The sequence below is a fragment of the Pseudomonas sp. 5.2 genome (genome assembly GCF_059025405.1).
In genome coordinates, this window is sequence record NZ_JBYBHH010000014.1 from 118,313 (window position 1) to 137,737 (window position 19,425).

The 19,425-nt window shown below is 63.3% G+C and carries 13 protein-coding genes; 5 read left to right on the forward strand and 8 right to left on the reverse strand.

What is annotated here, in order from left to right:
• Positions 1-2: 2 nt before the first annotated feature.
• The gene (gene dibA / locus AC5PZ0_RS20765) at positions 3-1,898 is read right to left on the reverse strand and encodes a phosphodiesterase DibA (protein WP_454242669.1); all 1,896 of its coding nucleotides are present in this window, start codon (positions 1,896-1,898) and stop codon (positions 3-5) included.
• 147 nt (positions 1,899-2,045) lie between these two features.
• On the opposite strand from dibA, the gene desA reads away from it, so the two are divergent.
• Complete coding sequence (gene desA, locus AC5PZ0_RS20770; protein WP_027595158.1) at positions 2,046-3,230, forward strand: delta-9 fatty acid desaturase DesA; 1,185 nt, start codon at positions 2,046-2,048, stop codon at positions 3,228-3,230.
• A gap of 141 nt (positions 3,231-3,371) precedes the next feature.
• The gene (locus AC5PZ0_RS20775; RefSeq protein ID WP_027595157.1) at positions 3,372-4,361 is read left to right on the forward strand and encodes a GGDEF domain-containing protein; all 990 of its coding nucleotides are present in this window, start codon (positions 3,372-3,374) and stop codon (positions 4,359-4,361) included.
• A gap of 134 nt (positions 4,362-4,495) precedes the next feature.
• On the opposite strand, the gene AC5PZ0_RS20780 is transcribed toward AC5PZ0_RS20775, so the two are convergent.
• The 5 genes from AC5PZ0_RS20780 to AC5PZ0_RS20800 all read right to left on the reverse strand — a co-directional run bounded on the left by AC5PZ0_RS20780 (position 4,496) and on the right by AC5PZ0_RS20800 (position 13,374).
• The gene (locus AC5PZ0_RS20780; protein WP_493855653.1) at positions 4,496-5,758 is read right to left on the reverse strand and encodes an HDOD domain-containing protein; all 1,263 of its coding nucleotides are present in this window, start codon (positions 5,756-5,758) and stop codon (positions 4,496-4,498) included.
• Positions 5,759-5,894: 136 nt separating this feature from the next.
• Positions 5,895-7,172 carry a 4-aminobutyrate--2-oxoglutarate transaminase gene (gene gabT / locus AC5PZ0_RS20785; protein WP_027595155.1) on the reverse strand — a complete coding sequence of 426 codons (1,278 nt, stop codon included), beginning with the start codon at positions 7,170-7,172 and terminating at the stop codon, positions 5,895-5,897.
• Positions 7,173-7,354: 182 nt separating this feature from the next.
• Positions 7,355-8,797: an NADP-dependent succinate-semialdehyde dehydrogenase gene (gabD, locus tag AC5PZ0_RS20790; RefSeq protein WP_027595154.1), complete on the reverse strand. Its 1,443-nt coding sequence runs from the start codon at positions 8,795-8,797 to the stop codon at positions 7,355-7,357.
• A gap of 546 nt (positions 8,798-9,343) precedes the next feature.
• A complete protein-coding gene (locus AC5PZ0_RS20795) occupies positions 9,344-11,020 on the reverse strand; it encodes an aryl-sulfate sulfotransferase (protein ID WP_099428054.1) in 1,677 nt (558 codons plus the stop codon).
• A 17-nt stretch (positions 11,021-11,037) separates the two neighbouring features.
• Positions 11,038-13,374 carry a TonB-dependent receptor gene (locus tag AC5PZ0_RS20800; RefSeq protein ID WP_493855654.1) on the reverse strand — a complete coding sequence of 779 codons (2,337 nt, stop codon included), beginning with the start codon at positions 13,372-13,374 and terminating at the stop codon, positions 11,038-11,040.
• A 193-nt stretch (positions 13,375-13,567) separates the two neighbouring features.
• Here AC5PZ0_RS20800 and AC5PZ0_RS20805 point away from each other — a divergent pair, with 193 nt between their 5' ends.
• Positions 13,568-14,482 carry a LysR family transcriptional regulator gene (locus tag AC5PZ0_RS20805; RefSeq protein WP_493855655.1) on the forward strand — a complete coding sequence of 305 codons (915 nt, stop codon included), beginning with the start codon at positions 13,568-13,570 and terminating at the stop codon, positions 14,480-14,482.
• 130 nt (positions 14,483-14,612) lie between these two features.
• Here the strand turns inward: AC5PZ0_RS20805 and AC5PZ0_RS20810 are convergent, their stop codons facing one another.
• Entirely contained in the window at positions 14,613-15,518 is a 906-nt protein-coding gene (locus AC5PZ0_RS20810) for a TauD/TfdA dioxygenase family protein (protein WP_186681832.1), read from the reverse strand.
• Positions 15,519-15,554: 36 nt separating this feature from the next.
• A complete protein-coding gene (locus AC5PZ0_RS20815; RefSeq protein ID WP_493855656.1) occupies positions 15,555-16,592 on the reverse strand; it encodes an ABC transporter substrate-binding protein in 1,038 nt (345 codons plus the stop codon).
• Between the two features lie 300 nt (positions 16,593-16,892).
• Between AC5PZ0_RS20815 and AC5PZ0_RS20820 the strand changes: the two genes are divergently transcribed.
• Together AC5PZ0_RS20820 and AC5PZ0_RS20825 are read left to right on the forward strand one after the other, a co-directional pair.
• A complete protein-coding gene (locus AC5PZ0_RS20820) occupies positions 16,893-18,491 on the forward strand; it encodes an ABC transporter permease (RefSeq protein ID WP_493855657.1) in 1,599 nt (532 codons plus the stop codon).
• Complete coding sequence (locus AC5PZ0_RS20825; RefSeq protein WP_050580764.1) at positions 18,488-19,351, forward strand: ABC transporter ATP-binding protein; 864 nt, start codon at positions 18,488-18,490, stop codon at positions 19,349-19,351. Before AC5PZ0_RS20820 ends, AC5PZ0_RS20825 begins: the two co-directional genes overlap by 4 nt.
• Positions 19,352-19,425: the final 74 nt, after the last annotated feature.

Consider the following 19,425-nt stretch of genomic DNA (forward strand, 5'->3'; position numbering starts at 1 on the left):
CATCACCCCCACTCTAGGTCCTGCGCCGGCACCGGCCGGCCGAACCAGTAACCCTGGCCCAACTGGCACTGCTCCTGCAGCAGGAAGCTGGCCTGCTCTTGCTGCTCGATGCCCTCGGCATGCACTTGCATGCCCATGCTGCGGGCCAGGGCAATGATCACCCGCACGATCGCGATGTCGTCATCGTCATGAGGCAGGCCCGCGACAAAGCCCTGATCGATCTTCAGCTTCTGCACCGGCAAACGCTTGAGCCGCAGCAACGACGAATACCCCGTGCCAAAGTCGTCGATCGCCAAGGTCACGCCCAGTTCACGCAGCCGATGCAGCTGCTCCAGCGCCACTTCCGGGTCTTCCATCACCGCACTCTCGGTGACTTCCAGCTCCAGCATCGCCGGGGCCAGGCCGGTTTCGTGCAGCACTTCGGCCACCTGCCGATACAACGCGTGCTGGCCAAACAGACGGCTTGAGATATTCACCGCGACGAACGCCAGCTGCCGGCCTTCGCGCTGCCACTGCACCATCTGCAGGCAAGCCTGACGCAGCACCCAGGTGTCGATTTCGGCAATCAACCCGGTGCGCTCGGCGATCGGTATGAACTCGCTCGGCGGCACCAGGCCACGCTGAGGATGCGCCCAGCGCACCAGGGTCTCGACCCCCACCCGCTCGGCCGTGGCCAGGTCATGCACCGGCTGGAAGTACACCCGCAGTTCATCCTGCTCCAAGGCACGGCGCAGCTCGCCCGCGGTTTCCACCCGGTGCTGGGCGTGCGCGGTCAGCTCTTCGGTGTACAGCGCATAACAGGCGCGCCCGCTGCTCTTGGCCTTGAACAGTGCCGCGTCGGCATTGCGCAGCAACTGCTCGGTGCCCAGCGCATCGCTGGGGAACAGGCTGATGCCGACGCTGACACTGATGAACAGGCGATGGCCATCAAACACGAACGGCTCGCGCATACGCTCGATGATGCGTTGTGCCAGCTTGCCCGCCTGGCCGACCTGCTGGCAGTTCTCGGCCAGAACACCGAACTCGTCCCCCCCCAGCCGCGCCAGGGTCACCCCATTGCCCACCACCTCGCCCAGGCGCTCGCCCACCAGCTTGAGCAACTGATCGCCGATGGTGTGGCCAAGGCCGTCGTTGATGCTCTGGAAATGGTCCAGGTCGAGCAGCAGCAAACCGCAACCGCGTTTGTTGGCTTGCGCCGTCACCAGCGCCTGCTCGACGCGGTCGGTGAACAGCAGGCGGTTGGGCAGACCGGTCAGCGGGTCGTGATGGGCCAGGTAGGCCAGTTCCTGCTCGGTATGTTTGATCGCACTGATGTCGCTGAAAACCGCCACGTAATGGCTTAGCTCACCAGCGTCATCGCGTATGGCGCAGATCGTCTGCCATTGCGGGTAGATCTCGCCGCTTTTGCGGCGGTTCCAGATCTCGCCGCTCCATTCGCCCTTTTCGGCCAGGGTGGCAAAGATCTGCTGATAGAACGACGCCCCATGGCGGCCCGACTTGAACTTGTTCGGGCGCTGGCCAATGACCTCGTCCTGCTGGTAACCGGTAATACGCATGAAGGCGCGGTTGACGTGCACGATCAGGCCTTGGCGGTCGGTCACCAGCACCCCTTCGAGGGTACTGTCGAACACCGCCGCCGCCATGCGCAGCCGCTCGCGGTCCTCACAGCGCAGGCGCGCGCCAATGCCAATGAAATTGAGCAGGCGTGCCCGCGACACGAAAATCAGCACCGCGCTGAACAAGACCCAGATCACCACATTGATCTGCCGCCCCACCGTCAGTGCCAGCGGGTCGTCAGTCATACCATGCAGGAGCATCTCCGCCAGCACCAGCCAGAGGATCGACAGCACCACATAGAGCGCAGCCATGCGCAAGGCGTCGCGAACGGAAACAGACATGTCGGGTGGAATGGCCCATGAACGAAGAGCGCGCATTATAAAGGGTGAAACATATCGTGACGTCCTATCTGAAAGGGTGACTGGTTTTATTTCCCTGCCAAGGGATAATCAGACCCTTCCCCTGTGTTCTCGAGGGTTTTAACACCTATGTGGTACAACGGCCTGCTCGACTTGTCGGCCTGGCAACTGGTCGGCATCACTTTGTTGATGACCCATGTGACCATCGTCAGCGTCACGGTTTACCTGCATCGCTACTCCGCGCACCGGGCCTTGGAGCTCAACGGCGCGCTCAAGCATTTCTTCCGTTTCTGGCTGTGGCTGACCACGGCGCAGAACACCCGCGAGTGGACCGCCGTCCACCGCAAGCACCACGCCAAGTGCGAAACCCCGGACGACCCGCACAGCCCGGTGCACAAGGGTTTGAGCACGGTCCTGCGCAAAGGCGCCGAGCTCTACCGCGAAGAGGCACGCAACCCCGAAACCCTGCGCATCTACGGCAAGAACTGCCCGGACGACTGGATCGAGCGCAACCTCTACTCGCGGTACAAGCTAGGCGGCATTGCCCTGCTGGCGGTGATCGACTTGCTGCTGTTCGGCACTCTTGGCATCACCATCTGGGCCGTGCAGATGATGTGGATTCCGTTCTGGGCCGCTGGCGTGGTCAATGGCCTGGGCCATGCCGTCGGCTACCGCAATTTCGAATGCCGGGACGCCGCCACCAACCTGGTGCCGTGGGGCATCGTCATCGGTGGCGAAGAGCTGCACAACAACCACCACACCTACCCCAACTCGGCCAAGCTGTCGGTAAAACGCTGGGAATTCGACATGGGCTGGGCCTGGATACGCCTGTTCTGCTTCCTGCGCCTGGCCAAGGTGCAGCGCGTGGCGCCGATCGCCCACAGGGTCGAAGGCAAGGCCAACCTGGACATGGACACTGCCATGGCGATCCTCAACAATCGCTTCCAGATCATGGCCCAGTACCGCAAGCTGGTGATCGGCCCGCTGGTGCAGCAAGAGCTGGCCAAGGTCGACGCGTCGATGCGCCACCGTTTCCGCCGCGCCAAGCGCCTGCTGTCGCGGGAGACCAGCCTGCTGGAAGACCGCCACCACGTGCGCATCGAGACGCTGCTCGCGCATAGCCAGGCCCTCAAGGTCATTTACGAAAAACGCCTGGCCCTGCAGCAAATCTGGGCACGCACCAGCGCCAATGGCCACGACATGCTCGCGGCCATGAAGGACTGGGTGCACGAGGCCGAAGCCAGCGGCATCCATGCCCTGCACGACTTCGCCGCACAACTTAAAACCTACTCCCTGCGCCCAACTGGCGCCTGACCGCCGTTGATCGGCACGCCCTGCTGGCAGGGCGTGCCGCCTGGAACTTCCCCCCCTGCCCACCACTCCAACTCGGCACATCGCCCGCGTGGCGGGCCTGATGCTGGCCGCACGCTCACTTGTCGAGACTCGCTCGTGCACATGGCCAAGAACATTCCAACTTCCCTGCCCGGCACCCCACCTCCAGAAGCCGCCAAGACCTTGCTGGCCCTGCTGCACGCCCAAGGCGAAGTCGCCCGCCTGAGTGAACGCGAACAACTCTTCAGTTCGTTGCTGGACAGCGTCAATGCCGTACTCTGGGCCTTTGACTGGGAAGCTCGCCAGGTGCTCTACGTCAGCCCGGCGTACGAACGTATCTTTGGCCGCCCGATCAGCCTGGTGCTGGCCGACTACAACGAGTGGCGCGACAGCATCTACCCCGACGACCTGGAGTACGCCGAGCGCAGCCTGGCCCAAGTGCTGCTCAAAGGCTCGGTGGAAGACCGCGAATACCGCATCCTCAATGCCGAAGGCCAGGTGCGCTGGCTGAGTGACAAGTGCTACATCAACCAGCACCGCGAGGGCGAACAGCGGGTCATCGTTGTCGGTATCGCCGAAGACATCACCGAAAAGAAGCAACTCGAAGGCGAACTGCATCGCCTGGCCACCACCGACGTGCTGACCCAGAGCAGCAACCGCCGGCACTTCTTCGAATGTGCCCAGCAGGCCTTCGACAGCGCCCGCGAGGACGGCACGCCACTGGCCTTCCTGCTGCTGGACATCGACGATTTCAAACAGATCAACGACAGCTACGGGCACCAGGAAGGCGACCAGGTGCTGCAGCGCATCGCCGACAGCGGCAAAGCCGTGCTACGCCGAGGGGACCAGTTTGGACGTATTGGTGGCGAGGAGTTTGCGGCCGTGTTCCCAGGCTGTAATGCACAAGTGGCCGAGCAGATCGCCGAGCGTTTGCAGCGAGAGATCCAACGGCTGAGCTTCAGCCACGACGAGCACGTCTACGGGGTGACCGTGAGCCAGGGGCTGACGGCGTTGACGGATGAGGATGAGTCGCTGGACAGCCTGTTCGCCCGCGCCGATGCGGCGATGTATCGGGCCAAGCGGCAGGGGAAGAATCAGATCGTGCGCGGATAGGGAGCGGGGGCGCGTTGCGCCCCTTTCGCGACACAAGGCCGCTCCCACCAGATGCAGCACAAAACTCGGGCATTATGCTATCGCTGTGGGAGCGGCCTTGTGTCGCGAAAGGACCGCAAAGCGGTCCCAAGATGTCAGGTATCAGCGCCGCTCTCACCGACAGGTAATTCTTCACGCTGCGGCTTCACCTCTGGGTTCTCAACCTTGCGCAACCGGCCCAGCTCCGCCAAGCCGAGCTTGAGCAGCCGTGCAGTCTTGTTACTGGCAACCTGCTCCAACCCATGCTCAGCCGGCAGCCGTGACAATTGCCCGGCCAGGTTCATCGCCAGGATCTCCCGCGAATACACACCACCGCCCAGTTGGTAAATGGCCGCAATCAATTCACGCAGTGCCAGTGGCAAGCGCCAGCGCGTGCGCAGCGCCGAACCGAATGCCGCGCCGTATTCATCGAGCGACTTGCGGACCGTGCCCTCGTCCAACTCACCGCCGGCCAGGCGCCACTCTTGCAGGCAGCGCAGCACCGCCAGGTCGCCCAGGCAATGCAACAGCCCGGCACAGTAACAACGCCCTTCATCCAGCTCCAACATACGCGCCAGGCTGCGGCCGTATTCAGCGCAGTGCAGCGAGAGGTTCCAGAAGTGCGCCGCGTGCTGCGCCAGCAAGGGATCGCTCAGCCGTGCGCTGCGCTTGAGGGTCATGCCCAGGATGAGGTTCATGCTCTGGGTGCTGCCAAGCTTGTTCAACGCCTGCAGCAACGTTTGCACGGGCGCGTCGCGGTGCAGGGCGGCGCTGTTAGCGGCGGCGATCAGCACCGCGGTAACCTGCGGGTCGTTGCGCACTTCCTCTTCAAGCACCTTGAGGTTCAGGCCCTGAGGGTTCAGCGCGCGCTTGATCGCCACCTGCACATCGGCCAGCAGCGGCCCGCCATCGGCAGTCGCGCGGCGCTGCTCGAGGTAACCGGTCAGGCTGGCACCCGGCTGCAAAGGCGGCACCGGGCAGGCGATTTCTTCGCCAACGGCCAGCAGGAGTTCTTCCAGGCGCTTGCGCAGGTTATCCAGGTTCAGGGGCTTGCTCAGGTAAGCGGTGGGGTGCAGGGGCAACGCTTCGCGCACGCTGGCACTGTCGCTGCGGCTGCTCATGAGAATGAACGGCAACCCCGGGCCTTTGGCGCGGACCTTGCGCAGCAGGTCGAGGCCATCGACGCCGGCCAGCTCACGCGCAGCGATGATCAGGTCGGGCTTGCTCGACAGCGCACTCAGCGCCTGCGAGCCGTCGGCGCAGACCTGCAGACGGGCGTCGCAACGCACGCTGAGCAGCATCTCCTTGAGCATGTCACGCACCCACGGGTCGCCCTCGACAATCAGTACGCAAGGTGGGGTGGGGTCTACAGCGCTCATGGCCAACTCCTGAATATCCCTGACACGCAATCCGTCGCAGCTTCCAAGGCAAGTCCTGCGTCAACGATAGCGTCCATCGCGTTTTCTGGGCACAAAAAAAACCCGCCGAGGCGGGTTTTTTCTGAAGCGTGTCACATTAGGCGAGTTCGGCGAAGCACTCTTCGATGATCGCCAGGCCTTTGTCCAACAGTGCGTCTTCGGCGGTCAGCGGGACCAGAATACGCAGGACGTTGCCGTAGGTGCCGCAAGACAGCAGGATCAGACCCTTGTCGCGTGCCTTGGCAACAACCTGGCCAACAGCAGCAGCGTTCGGGGTGTGAGTGCCTTTCTCGAAGACTTCGACAGCAATCATCGAGCCCAGACCACGGATGTCACCGATGATCGGGTTCTTTTCCTGGATCTTGCGCAGGCCAGTCACCAGGTGCTCACCAACAGCCTTGCTGCGGTCCAGCAGTTTTTCTTCTTCGAACACTTCGATCACGGCCAGGGCCGCGGCGCAAGCGATCGGCGAACCGGCGTAGGTGCCGCCCAGGCCGCCTGGTGCGATGGCGTCCATGTACTCGGCCTTGCCGCACACACCGGCCAGCGGGAAGCCGCCAGCGATGGATTTGGCGAAGGTGGTCAGGTCAGGCGCGACGCCCATCTGTTCCATGGCGAAGAAGGTGCCAGTACGGCCAGCGCCGGTCTGCACTTCGTCGGCGATCAGCAGGATGCCGTGCTGGTCGCACAGGGCGCGCAGGCGCTGCATCAGCTCTTTCGGCGCTGGCAGGAAGCCGCCTTCGCCTTGTACGGGCTCGAGGATGATCGCGGCGATGTCCTTAGGCTCGGCATCGTTCTTGAAGATGCGCTCAACCGAGGCGATGGCGTCGTCGACGCTCACACCGTGCAGTTCGTTCGGGAACAGTGCGCGGAAGATGCCGCCTGGCATCAGGCCCATGCCAGCGGAGTACGGCACGACCTTGCCGGTCAGGCCCAGGGTCATCATGGTACGGCCGTGGTAGGCGCCGGTGAAGGCGATCACGCCAGCGCGGCCAGTGGCGGCACGGGCGATCTTGACGGCGTTTTCAACGGCTTCGGAGCCGGTGGTGACCAGCAGGGTCTTCTTGTCGAAGTCGCCTGGGACCAGCTTGTTGATCTTTTCGCACAGCTCTACGTAGGGTTCGTAGGCCAGCACCTGGAAGCAGGTGTGGCTGACTTTGGTCAGCTGCTCTTGCACGGCTGCAACCACTTTCGGGTGCAGGTGGCCGGTGTTCAGTACTGCGATGCCGCCCGCGAAGTCGATCAGTTCGCGGCCTTCAACGTCGATCACCGTCGAGTTCTTCGCGGTGTCTACGAAGATCGGGTGGATTTGGCCGACGCCACGTGGGACGGCGGCTACACGGCGTTGCATCAAGGATTCGTTGGTCTTGCTCATAATGCCCTCATTGCGCCGATCAGAATGGCGCTTTTATTCGGGGGTGGCTGGGAGTGCTCGCGCACAGTATTCGTTGATCGACTGCCGTGAACGCCCTGGCCACCAGGTACTGCATGTAAAAAAGGCCAGCGAGACGTCGCTCTCGCGCCCCGCTGGCAGAGGTAAAGCCTTTTAACCGGTGATCAGACGCTGATGCACAGGTATTTGATTTCGAGGTAATCCTCGATACCGTATTTGGAACCTTCGCGGCCCAGGCCCGAAGCCTTGATACCGCCAAACGGTGCGACTTCGTTGGAAATCAGGCCGGTGTTGATGCCAACCATGCCGTATTCCAGCGCTTCGGCAACACGGAACACACGGCTCATGTCGCGGGCGTAGAAGTACGAAGCCAGGCCGAACTCGGTGTCGTTGGACATGGCGATGACTTCGGCTTCGTCCTGGAAGCGGAACAGCGGCGCCAGTGGGCCGAAGGTCTCTTCCTTGGCGACAGCAGCGGTCTTCGGCACGTTGACCAGAATGGTCGGCTCGAAGAAGTTGCCTTCGATCAGCTTGCCACCGGCCAGCACCTTGGCGCCTTTGGCGACCGCGTCTTCGATGTGTTCCTGAACCTTGGCGACAGCTTTGCCGTCGATCAGCGGGCCAGTGGTGGTGCCGTCTTCCAGACCGTTACCGATTTTCAGCTTGGCCACTGCAGCAGCCAGCTTCTCGGCGAACGCGTCGTAGACGCCGTCCTGCACGTAGATACGGTTGGCGCAGACGCAGGTCTGGCCGTTGTTGCGGTACTTGGAGATGATCGCGCCTTCGACTGCCTTGTCCAGGTCAGCGTCGTCGAACACGATGAACGGCGCGTTGCCGCCCAGCTCCAGGGAAACCTTCTTGATGTCCTTGGCGCATTCTTGCATCAGCTGGCGACCGATTTCGGTCGAGCCGGTGAAGGACAGTTTGCGAACCAGGGAGTTGCCAGTCAGCTCGCCGCCGACTTCGCCAGCGCTGCCGGTGACGACGCTCAGCACACCAGCCGGGATGCCGGCACGGTGAGCCAGCTCGACCAGGGCCAGCGCGGAGTACGGGGTCTGCGAAGCAGGCTTGAGCACCATGGTGCAGCCAGCGGCCAGGGCGGGGCCGGCTTTACGGGTGATCATGGCCGCCGGGAAGTTCCACGGGGTGATGGCCGCGGTAACGCCGATTGGCTGCTTGATGACGATCAGGCGCTTGTCAGGCTGGTGGCCTGGGATGGTGTCACCGTAGACGCGCTTGGCTTCTTCGGCGAACCACTCGATGAACGAGGCGGCGTAGGCGATTTCGCCTTTGGCTTCGGCCAGTGGCTTGCCTTGCTCGGTGGTCATCAGGCGAGCCAGGTCGTCCTGGTTCTCGATCATCAGTTCGAACCAGCGACGCAGCTTGGCCGAACGCTCTTTGGCGGTCAGGGCGCGCCAGGCCGGCAGGGCCTTGTCGGCGGCTTCGATGGCGCGGCGGGTTTCCGCGGTGCCCATCTTCGGCACGGTACCGATGACTTCGCCGGTGGCCGGGTTGGTCACCTTGATGGTCTGGCCATTGTCCGCATCCAGCCACTCACCATTGATATAGGCTTGCTGGCGGAACAACTGAGCGTCTTTGAGCTGCATGTCGGCTTCCCGAATTGTTGATTGTTGAAAAGCGCCCAAAGCAGGGCATCGAGCGTTTGAAATCTCAAACGAATGCTAAGCGGCTGCTGGGGTGTAGGACAATAGGCTGTTCGAAAAAAAGAACGAATGGTTGAACAGCCTATCCGAAATCGCCCGCAAAAGGGCCGGTACAGGGTAGACGATCGGGCTGAAAGAAATGTGAAAGGGGGAGTGTTTGGCGTGAGATTTTCAGCGCCTATGAGATCGAGCGCCGCCCGCGCGGCGCTTCGCGGGGCAAGCCCGCTCCCACATCTGTTTCGGGCCAGTTATCCCGAAGGATTGGCGCGCGGCCCCTTGGCGCCCGTCTCAATATCGCGTCGTACAAACAAGGTGGTCGCGCGCAAATGCCACAGGTCTCACTGGCCCGAAACAGATGTGGGAGCGGCGGTGCGGCGGTCCGACTTGCCCCGCGAAGCGCCGCGCGGGCGGCGCTCGATTTGCGCCCCACCTCAAAATCCAAGGCTGGCGCATGAAAGCCACACCCCTTGATCAAGAAACGATCAAACCTCAGAACGCCTTGCCCAGGTCTATCACCAACGCCCGATACCCGACACTGCCCGGCTGCCGGCTGTGCACCTTCAGCTCCACCAGCACCTCCTGCGTCCCGCGGCGCACCTCATTGAGCACGGTGGTAGTCAGCTTCTCTGGGGTGAGGAAATTCACCGAGGCCGAATAGATGAACTGGGTATCGGTCTCGGGCCGGTAGGCCACCACCGAGGTCACCGGGCTGTACCATTCGTCACCGCGCGCTTTGCCGTACTCCCACACCTGCTCGACCGTGCCCTTGGCCTCGTCGATCTTGTACTCCACCGCGCGGCTGTAATTGCCGGCCAGCTTGGTCGGGGCAAAATCGCGCCCCCAGCCGTTGTCGAACACGGTCAACGTGCCTTTGCCCGTGAGCCAGGCGGTGTGCTGGGTCCAGGACCAATCGAAGCCTTCGCTCTGCACCGGCGTCAGCACCTTGTCCTGCAAGCGCTGCGGCCACCCCTGTGGCGAGGCGAGAATCCACTTCACGGTTTTGTCACGGCCGATCTTCACCACGCCTTGATGGCGTGCTGAAACGATGATGCTGTCGTCATCTGCGTCGTAGTCGATGGCATTGACGTGCGCCCAGTTGCGCCCGGTGCCAACGCCTGGGGTGTCACCGAACGGCAGGTCGCCTTCGGCCAGTTCGTTGGCCAGCCGGTCTTCGTGCTTTTGCACGCCGTCGGGTAATTGGATCGCCGCCTTGCCAAGGGTTTCCAGCAGGTCGCCGCGGTACGGGTCGAGGATCTGGTTCAGGTCCCAGAAGTCCAACACATCACCCGCTTCGCTCACCTCGATGATGTGGTCACGGATCGAGCGCACGCGCTTGCCGTCTGGCCGGCGATAGTCGCTGGTACCCACCCGCAACAGGTAAGTGCCATTGGCGGTCTCACGGATTTCGTGGGAGAAGTCGGCAAACTTGTCCGGCAAGCTGCGTTGCCAGATGCGCCGGCCAAGCAAGTCGTACTTGGAATAAGTCTGGCCCTGGCCCCAGATCAACTTGCCGTCACGGGTTTGCTGGAAGCCCATGGTGCCGCCCAGGCCGTCCCGGCGGTTGGAATCGTGAATCTGCTCGATATCCAGGTACCAGCGCACGTCGCCATTACTGTCGGCGATCCAGTTGTTGCCCACTTGATCCCACTCGGCAGCACCGCCCAGGGCATTCCACTTGAAGGCGCGGCCGCCCGGGATATCCCCCTGCAGGTGGTTGAACAGGTAAAGACGGTTTTCGAAGCCGGGCGCTACCTTGATGGGTTCGACCTCTGGCAACGCCGCAGTCTGCTTCGCCACCACCGGCAGGCGCACTGCCGGCGCATAGACCTGATAACGCTCGCGGATGCGCTCGCCATCGAGCTTGTAGGTCACTTCGACCTGGTTGACGTAGTCAGGGTACAGCCCGAACACCGGGATGCCGCCATAGGTCCACAGCGAGCGGTCCGACACCTCGTAGGCGATGTCTACGCCCCGCTCGCCGCGGCCCAGCACGCGCACATGGGCCGCACTCAGCGTACGCCCGCCATCGCGGATGATGGCTGTCAGCGGTGCCAGGCGGTACGGGTTGACCACCACGTCGCCCAACAGCGCCTCATCAGGCCCGGGGACCTTGGCTGTGAGGCAGGCGCCTTCAGGCAATGCAGGGGTTTCGGTTTTAGCATTCATGGCAAAGCTCCTTGTGCTCAGAAGTCGTAACGGGCGGTAGCGCCGAAGGTGCGAGGGGTGCCGAGTACCCCGGCATAGCCACCGTTGGCGGAGTTCCACAAGCTGGTGAAGTAGGTCTTGTCGCCGGCGTTTTTCACCCACAGCGACAGGTCGAGCACGCCGTCGCCCTGGTCCAGGCGCACGCCGGTGGAGAGGTTGACCAGCGCATAGCTGGGGATCTGGCCGAAATCAGAGTCGTCGATGGTGCCCACCGCCTTGGAACGGAAGGCGTAGCTGGCGGTGACGTAGGGCTCGACGCGCTCGGCCAGCTGCCACTTGTACTGGGCGTTGAGGTTGGCGATGTACTTGGAGGCACCGACCACCTGATGGCCCGACAGGTCGCAGGTGGCGGTGGCATTGGCCAGGCTAACTTCGGGCGGGCATGGCGCATCGTCGTACTGGGTGTAGCGCACGTCGTTCCACGAGCCGTTGAAGTTGACCGTGAGGCCGCGCACCGGCAGTGCCGTGGCCTCGAACTCCAGGCCACGCGAACGCACACGCCCCGCGTTGGCCAGGTACTGCACGCGGTTGGCCTCGTCATACACGTTGGCCTGGTAGCCATGCACTTCGGCCCAGAACAGGTTGGCGTTGAGCTGCAGGCGATCATCCAGCAGCGTGCTCTTGACCCCGATTTCGGCGTTGTTGACCCGCTCGGTGCCGACCAGCAGCGAGTCAGTGCCCAAGCGCGGCGCGGCGCCGACGGTAAGGTTGATACCCCCGGATTTCTCGCCATGGGTCAGGGTGGCATAACCCAGTACCTGGTCGTTGAAGCGGTAACTCAGGCCCAGCAGGCCAGAGGGGCTGAAGCTGTACTGGTTGAGATCCCCCGAGTCGTAGGCCCCCACCCGACCCTGGCGCGCCGCCGCTGCGGCGCCGGTGACCGCCGCGCCCCCCGTAGGCGCATCACGGGTCACCCAGGCGCTTTTCTCCTCGTAAGTGCCGCGCACACCGGCGGTGAAGTCCAGGCGGTCGGTAAGGTGCCAGGTGCCCTGGGCGAACAGGGCATAGCTGTCGGTGTCGATGTGGCCATCACCGAGGGTGTTGACGTTGTTCAGGGCGCCCGCCGGGGTGATGTTCCAGATGTCTGCCTGAGGGCCGTAATAGGTGAAGGACTTATTGTCCAGGTCCTGCTTGAAGTAGTACGCGCCCAGCACGTAGTCGAAGGCACCACCGGTCGGCGAAGCCAGGCGAATCTCCTGCGAATACTGCTTGTCGCGCACCGACACACCAGCGCTGTAGAACACCGGCACGTTGAGGCCATCGTCGTTGCGCGGGGTAAAGTCCCACCAGCGGTAGGCGGTGATCGAGGTGAGGGTGAAGTCGTTGGGCAAGGTCCAGTTGGCCTCGACCGAAGTGCCACCCTGGAACACCGTCACCTGCTGATCGGCATCGAAATTGACCTTGCGGTCCTTGCCCGACACCAGCGTCGCGCCGGCCTGCGCTGCCAGGCTCTCGTAGCGGTTGACGCCGTTGATGGTCGGGCCGGTGCTGTACAAGCTGAGGATGCCGTTGTTGGAATCTTCTTCGTTGTACTCGCCGATCCAGCGCAGGTTGAAGGTTTCGCTGGGCTTGAACAGCAATTGGGTACGAAAGCCCTGGCGCTTGCCGCCGTTGAGGTCGTCACCGTTGTGGATGTTTTTCACGTAGCCATCGTCTTCGGTGCGGTAGGCACTGATGCGCCCGGCCAGGGTGTCGCTGATCGGCCCGGAAAAGCTGCCCTGGGTCTGCAGGTAGCCATCTTCGCCAATCGACTGCTGAACGCTGCCCTCGCGGTGGAAGGTCGGCTTGCGCGTGGTGATGTTGAGCACACCGGCGGTGGTGTTCTTGCCGAACAGCGTGCCTTGCGGGCCGCGCAGCACCTCCAGTTGCTCGACATCCAGCAGGTCGAACACCGCCATGCCGGGGCGACCGAGGTAGACGTTGTCCAGGTAGATGCCGACGCTGCCTTCCAGGCCATCGCTGGCCGGGTTGTTGCCCAGGCCACGGATCGAGATGCTCGATTGACGGGCATGCACATAGGCGACGTTGGTGCTGGGCACCAGTTGTTGCAGGTCCTGCACGCGGTAGATGCGCTGGGTTTCCAGGGTTTCGCTGTTCAGCACGCTGATCGGCGTGGGCACGCTCTGTGCGGTTTCTTCACGACGGCGGGCGTTGACGGTAACGGTGCCAAGCTTGGCCTCCTGCTCCACGGCAGGGGCTGTGCTGACAGGCGCTTCGGCAAAGCTGCCAGTGGATGCCGCCAGCAACACGCCAGCGGCCAAGGGTTGCAGGGTGAACCGCGATGCGCGCGCAGGCCAACGGGAAACTCGGGACATGCTGATGCTCCTTGAGGCATGGGCCCTGAGCGAGCATTTCCGTTGGCGGAACCGAATCGCGGTCAGTCGGGCTTATATTCTTTTAAGTGATATAAATATTTGTAATTCATATTTAGTGGAATAAGTAACAGCCTTTATAAGGGGACTCACCCTTATCAGCAATTGCATTTGACCGAAGGTTTTAATGTAGAAAATGCATATCGATCTCCGTCAGCTGCGCCATTACATTGCCCTGGTCGAGCACCGCAGTTTCGTGGCCGCGGCCGCTGCGGTGAACCTGTCGCAATCGGCCTTCAGCCGCAGCATCCAGACCCTCGAGCACAACATCGGCTGCCGCCTGGTGGACCGCGCCAGCAAAGAGCTGGCCCCCACCCGCCAGGGTTTGCTGGTGTTGGAGCATTCACGGCGGCTGGTACACGGGGCGCACAACCTGGTCAATGAAATCCACCAGTTCAACGGCGCCACCACGGGCGTGGTGCGCTTCGGTTCCGGCCCTGCGCCAGCGGGGGGCTTGGTGCCACGGGCAGTGGCGCGCTTCGTCGCCGAATACCCAGCGGCGCGCACGTGTTTTCAGGTGGATAACTGGCAGGCGTTGAACCGCAAGCTGATCGCCGAAGAGATCGAGTTTTTCGTCGCCGACACGCGCCAGTTCGAGTCAGACCCGGATTACCGCGTGCACAAGCTGGCCCCGCAGCGCTGGCACTTCTGCTGCCGCGCTGGTCACCCGCTGACCACGCGGCAGGCAGTGCAGGCGCGGGACCTGTTCGAGTACCCACTGGCTACCACCTTTCGCCCGCCGAACATCCGCAAGGTCCTCAGCGACCTCAGCGGGCGGCAGGACTTTCTGCCCTCGGTGGAATGCGAACATGGCTATGCGTTGCTGAATGTGGTGATGCATTCGGACACCATCGGCATTGCCTGCAATGCCAACCTGCGGCCGTATCAACGTGACGGGGGGCTGGTGGCGCTGAAGCTTTCGGACTTGGCGCCGGAGCACGAAGAAGCGTTTTATACCCGCTATGGGGTGGTGAGCCGGGTGGGGTATGGGTTGTCGCCGTTGGCGCAGGGGTTGGTCAGGCAGTTGATTGCCTGTGATACCGACCTATGAACAACCCTATCGCCCGCTGTGTGTAGGAGCAGCCTTGTGCTGCGAAGAGGCCGGCGCATGCCAAACGTAATGAGCCTGGCAGCTCCGGCCTCTTCGCAGCACAAGGCTGCTCCCACAGACTGGGCAGTACTTAGCCTTTACGGGTTGTGCGGCTCAGTTGCCCATCCACCCCCACCGGCACCTCACCCGCCAACGTCACCCGCCGAACCACACGCGGCTGGGTGCCATAGTCATCCACCGCATAATGCTGCGTCGCGCGGTTATCCCAGATCGCCACATCCCCCGCTTGCCAGCGCCAGCGCACGGTATTTTCCAAGCGCGTGACATGCCCCTGCAGCACGGCAAACAGGTGCTGCGAATCGGCCAGCGAATAGCCCTTGATGCGCTTCACGAAGTGCCCCAACTGCAGCGCCCGCTCACCGCTGACCGGGTGCACGCGCACGACCGGATGCTCGGTCTCGTACACCGTCGAGGTGAACACCTGGCGATAACGCTCCAGCTTGGCCGGGTCGACGTCAGGCTTGAGGGACGCGTAGTCGTATTCGTTGCTGTGCACCGCCCACAACTTGTCGGCCAGCTCGCGCAGTGGCTCGGGCAGCTCCTGGTACGCCGCTGCGGTGTTGGCCCACACGGTATCCCCACCAGACGCCGGCGCCACCACGCTGCGCAGGATGGACGCCTTAGGGTAGGCATCGACGAAGGTCACGTCTGTGTGCCAGGAGTTGGCCCGCTGGCCTTCGGCACCATCGAGCTGGAGCAGGTAGCTGGTGCCATCGACCACCGGCACGGTGGGGTGGGCGACCGGTTCGCCCAGCAACTTGGCGAAGCCTTCCTGGCTCTGGTCGTCCAGGTGGGTCTGGCCACGGAAGAAGATCACTTTGTGCTCGACCAAGGCCGCCTGTATGGCATCGATCGTGGCGGCATCCAGGTCGGCAGACAGCTTCAACCCGCGGATCTCGGCGCCGATACGGCCGGCAACCGGGTGGATGTCGAGTTCAAGGGCGAGTGGCGCGGTGGCCAGGGCGGCATTGCTCATGGTCGTGGTCCTTGCGGTAATTGTCGGTTCAAAGGGTTAGCGGGCGGCCTGGACGGCCTGTTGCTGTTGCAGTGCGGTGTCGAGAAAGCGTGGTTCGACCCAGTCGGCAACCTGGAAGCCACGGCGGATCAGGCGCTCTTTGGCGGCCAGGTCGACGCCCTGCTGCAGTTGGGCCAGAAAATCAGCGTCCAGGCGTGGGTCGAAGTAATGCGCGAGGTTTTCCTTGGCCAAGTCATCGCTGAGGATGCTGCGCGGCCAGTTGGCGTTGTTTGCCACCAGGTCGACATAGGCGTCGCGGTTGTGTTCGTCACGCAGCCACGCGGTAGCCTGCTCCTGGGCATTGACCAGGCGCTGCACCAGGTCTGGGTGCTGGCGGATGAATTCGCCGGTACCCAGCAAGACCGCCTGGGTGCTGCCGGCGCCTTGCAGGTCGCGGGAATTGACGGGCAGCTCGACCAGCCCACGTTCACGCAGCGCCAGCAGGTTCGACAGGCCCCAGGTGGCATCGATCTGCTTGGCGGCGATTGCGGCGTTGGCAGCGTTGAAGTCGAGGTTGATCACCTTCAGGTCACGCTCGGACAGCCCCTGGCTAGCCAGCGCGCTGGCGAACGACAGCTGGTTGGCAGTGCCGCGGAACACCGCCACACGCTTGCCCTTGAGGTCGTGCAGGGTCTTGATGCCGGACCCCGGCACCACCCCCAGGTAGCTTTTCACCCCGCGCACGCCGGCCGACAGCACGCGGGTATCCAAGCCATTGGCCTTGCCGACGATCGCAGCCAGGTCCCCCAGGTAGGCAAAGTCGGCTTGGCCATTGGCCAGGGCCTCGTTCACCACCGGCCCTGCGCCCTTGAAGAAGTGCCAATCGATGCGGATGCCGTCCTTGGCAAATTCCTTCTCCAGCAATTGCTGGTCGCGCAGCACATCGACCACGCCCCCGGCGCTGTGTTTGCTGCCAGCGCTCAAGTCGGGCACGGCGATGCGGATGCTCGCTGGCTGGGCTGACTCGGCAGCGTGGGCGTTGAAGATGAAGACCAGCCCAAGGGCGGTGATCAGGTGGCGTAGTGGGGTTTTCATGGCAAGGCTCCTTGGCAGGCTGCCACCGACGAAGGCCGGCGCTTTGGCCAGAAGCTAGGCAGGTCTGGTTAGAACCTACAAAGATCAAAACTTCATTTTTTAGTAACCAGAAGGCATAAATCAGGCGTTATGCGGGCCTGCGGGGGGCTTGCGGGGAACGCATGGAAAATATGAGGAAAACGCAACGGTAAGGGGTTTGCGCATGCAAGGGTTGCATGCTCTTATCTCTTGAAATGCGCACTTATGAATTTTTAATTCCATTAGTGCATAAGATAACAACGCTTCGTTCGAGAGATGCCGATGAATGGAATTCTGAACAGGAGTTGGGGGTGGCTTCGGGGGCCGCTTCGCGGCCCTTTCGCGACGCAAGGCAGCGCCTACACGAGGGCTGCGTACCTTTCTTGGGTATTGCCGGTGTTGATCGCGGTGTTGTGGGTGGTCGCCAGCCAGCAACACTGGATGAGCGAGCAGATTTTGCCGGCGCCTTCGCGGGTGTGGGAGAGCGCGCTGGAGTTTGGCTCTGGGGAGCTTTGGGGGCACCTGTGGATAAGTGTGCAGCGGCTGTTCTGGGGCTTGGCGGTCGGGATTGTCAGCGGGTTGCTGCTGGGCACCTGGCTGGGGTCGTCGCGGCGGGCACAGACGCTGGTGCTGCCCACCTTCGTCGCGCTGGCGCAAATTCCCACCCTGGCCTGGATTCCGCTGTTCATGCTGTTTTTCGGCATCGGTGAGTTGCTGAAGCTGGTGGTGCTGGTCAAAGCCGTGGTGGTGCCGGTCACCCTGCACACCCTGGTCGGCGTGCGCGATGCCCAACCCAAACTGCGTGAAGCTGCAGCGGCGTTGCGCTTGCCCCGTCACCTGTTGTTCCTGCGGCTGCTGTTGCCCGCCGCCCTGCCCGCCTTCCTCACGGGCGTACGCCTGGCCCTGGCCACCGGCTGGACGTCGTTGCTGGCCGTGGAGCTGTTGGCCTCCAGCGAGGGCATCGGCTACCTGATGGTGTGGGGCCGGCAGTTGTTCATGCTCGACCTGGTGCTGCTCTGCATCCTGGTGATCGGCCTGGTTGGGGCGCTCATGGAGCAAGGCTTCTCGCGCCTGGAGAAACGCCTACTGTTCTGGCCGCAACCCGCAACCGGCGAGCAGCAGCGCGGCCCGATCCCAAAAGGTTGGCAAAGCCTGCTGCTGCCGATTGCACTGCTGGCACTGTGGCAGGTCACCAGCAACGTTGGCTGGGTCGACCAGAACATCCTCACGTCACCGCTGGGCGTGCTGCACACCCTGTTCAGCGGGCTGGCGGACGGCACGCTGCCACAGGCGTTGCTGCTGAGCCTGCAACGCACCTTGACCGGCCTGGTGCTGGGCGGTGGCGCGGGTTTGCTGGTTGGCCTGCTGCTGGGGCTTTCGCACCGCGCCGAGCGCGTGTTCGGCCCGAGCCTGACGGCCGTGCGCCAAGTGGCGCTGTTTGCCTGGGTGCCTCTGCTTACGGCCTGGTTCGGCCTGGGCGAAGGCGCCAAGACTGTGTTCGTGGCCCTGGCGGCGTTCTTCCCGTTGCTGATCGCCACCCAGCGCGGTATCGCCGGGCTGTCGCCTCAGCTGGGCGAGGCCGCCCGCACCTTGCGCCTGAGCCTGTGGCAACGCTTGCGCCGGTTGGTGCTGCCCGGCGCTGCCCCGGCGATTTTCGCCGGCCTGCGCCTGTCGCTGATCTACGCCTGGCTGGGCACCATCGGCGCCGAATACTTCATGCCTTCTGACGGCGGCATCGCCAGCCTGATGATCGGCGCCCAACAGCTGTTCCGCATGGACCAGGTGATAGCCGCCATGGTCCTGATCGGCCTGGTCGGCGCCCTGCTCGGCACCCTCGGACAACGCCTCGAATCGCGCGCCACGCGCTGGAGAACCGCATGAATGCCTTCAACACCTCGCACCTGCCTGCGGCCAATCAACCCGACGTCACCCCGCCATTGGTCAGCTTCGAGGGGGTCGGTAAGGTATTCCGCGTCGATGGCCAACCGTTGGAGGCCATTCACGATTTCAACCTGTCGATCAACGAAGGCGAATTCATCGCCATCGTCGGTGCGTCCGGCTGTGGCAAATCCACCCTGCTGCGCCTGCTGGTGGGGCTCGACACCGACTACAGCGGCAGCATCCGCGTCGACGGGCGCGCGGTCAGTGGCATCGGCGGCGAACGCGGCATCGTGTTTCAGGAACACCGCCTGTTCCCCTGGCTGACGGTGGAGCAGAACATCGCCCTGGGGCTGGTCAACGAACAGCTGACCCAGGGTGAGCGCGCCCGGCGCGTGCATGAATTTGTGCTGCTGGTCGGCCTTAGCGGGTTCGAGTCTGCTTACCCGCACCAGCTTTCCGGCGGCATGGCCCAGCGCGTGGCAATCGCCCGCGGGCTGGTGGCAAGCCCACGGATCCTGTTGCTTGACGAGCCCTTCGGCGCGCTCGATGCGCTGACCCGCCAGCAACTGCAGGATGAGCTGCTGGCCATTCGGGAACGAGCCGGCATCACCACCCTGCTGGTGACCCACGACGCCGAAGAGGCCACCTACCTGGCCGACCGGGTGGTCGTGCTGGAACCGCGCCCGGGGCGGATCAAGTCGGTGGTCGAAATCGACCTGCCACACCCGCGCCTGCGCACAGGCGTGGCGCTGCATGGGCTGCGCGAGAAGGTGCTGCACCAAATCACCGGTGCCGGCGGTTACCTGCCACCCGTGGTTCGCCGAGTAGAAGGGCTGCGGCCCGAGCTGATCGCACTCTGATGGCCTGTAGGAGCAGCCTTGTGCTGCGAAGAGGCCGGCGATAACAGCACACGTCTGCGTTGCTGCCACTGGCC

What these genes read in the sequence shown, in the direction of transcription:
- AC5PZ0_RS20815 (WP_493855656.1), bottom strand. Translation starts at nt 16,592, where the DNA reads ATGAAAACCCCACTACGCCACCTGATCACCGCCCTTGGGCTGGTCTTC.
- AC5PZ0_RS20800 (WP_493855654.1), bottom strand. Translation starts at nt 13,374, where the DNA reads ATGTCCCGAGTTTCCCGTTGGCCTGCGCGCGCATCGCGGTTCACCCTG.
- AC5PZ0_RS20825 (WP_050580764.1), top strand. Translation starts at nt 18,488, where the DNA reads ATGAATGCCTTCAACACCTCGCACCTGCCTGCGGCCAATCAACCCGAC.
- AC5PZ0_RS20820 (WP_493855657.1), top strand. Translation starts at nt 16,893, where the DNA reads ATGAATGGAATTCTGAACAGGAGTTGGGGGTGGCTTCGGGGGCCGCTT.
- gabD (WP_027595154.1), bottom strand. Translation starts at nt 8,797, where the DNA reads ATGCAGCTCAAAGACGCTCAGTTGTTCCGCCAGCAAGCCTATATCAAT.
- AC5PZ0_RS20775 (WP_027595157.1), top strand. Translation starts at nt 3,372, where the DNA reads ATGGCCAAGAACATTCCAACTTCCCTGCCCGGCACCCCACCTCCAGAA.
- gabT (WP_027595155.1), bottom strand. Translation starts at nt 7,172, where the DNA reads ATGAGCAAGACCAACGAATCCTTGATGCAACGCCGTGTAGCCGCCGTC.
- AC5PZ0_RS20805 (WP_493855655.1), top strand. Translation starts at nt 13,568, where the DNA reads ATGCATATCGATCTCCGTCAGCTGCGCCATTACATTGCCCTGGTCGAG.
- desA (WP_027595158.1), top strand. Translation starts at nt 2,046, where the DNA reads ATGTGGTACAACGGCCTGCTCGACTTGTCGGCCTGGCAACTGGTCGGC.
- dibA (WP_454242669.1), bottom strand. Translation starts at nt 1,898, where the DNA reads ATGTCTGTTTCCGTTCGCGACGCCTTGCGCATGGCTGCGCTCTATGTG.
- AC5PZ0_RS20780 (WP_493855653.1), bottom strand. Translation starts at nt 5,758, where the DNA reads ATGAGCGCTGTAGACCCCACCCCACCTTGCGTACTGATTGTCGAGGGC.
- AC5PZ0_RS20795 (WP_099428054.1), bottom strand. Translation starts at nt 11,020, where the DNA reads ATGAATGCTAAAACCGAAACCCCTGCATTGCCTGAAGGCGCCTGCCTC.
- AC5PZ0_RS20810 (WP_186681832.1), bottom strand. Translation starts at nt 15,518, where the DNA reads ATGAGCAATGCCGCCCTGGCCACCGCGCCACTCGCCCTTGAACTCGAC.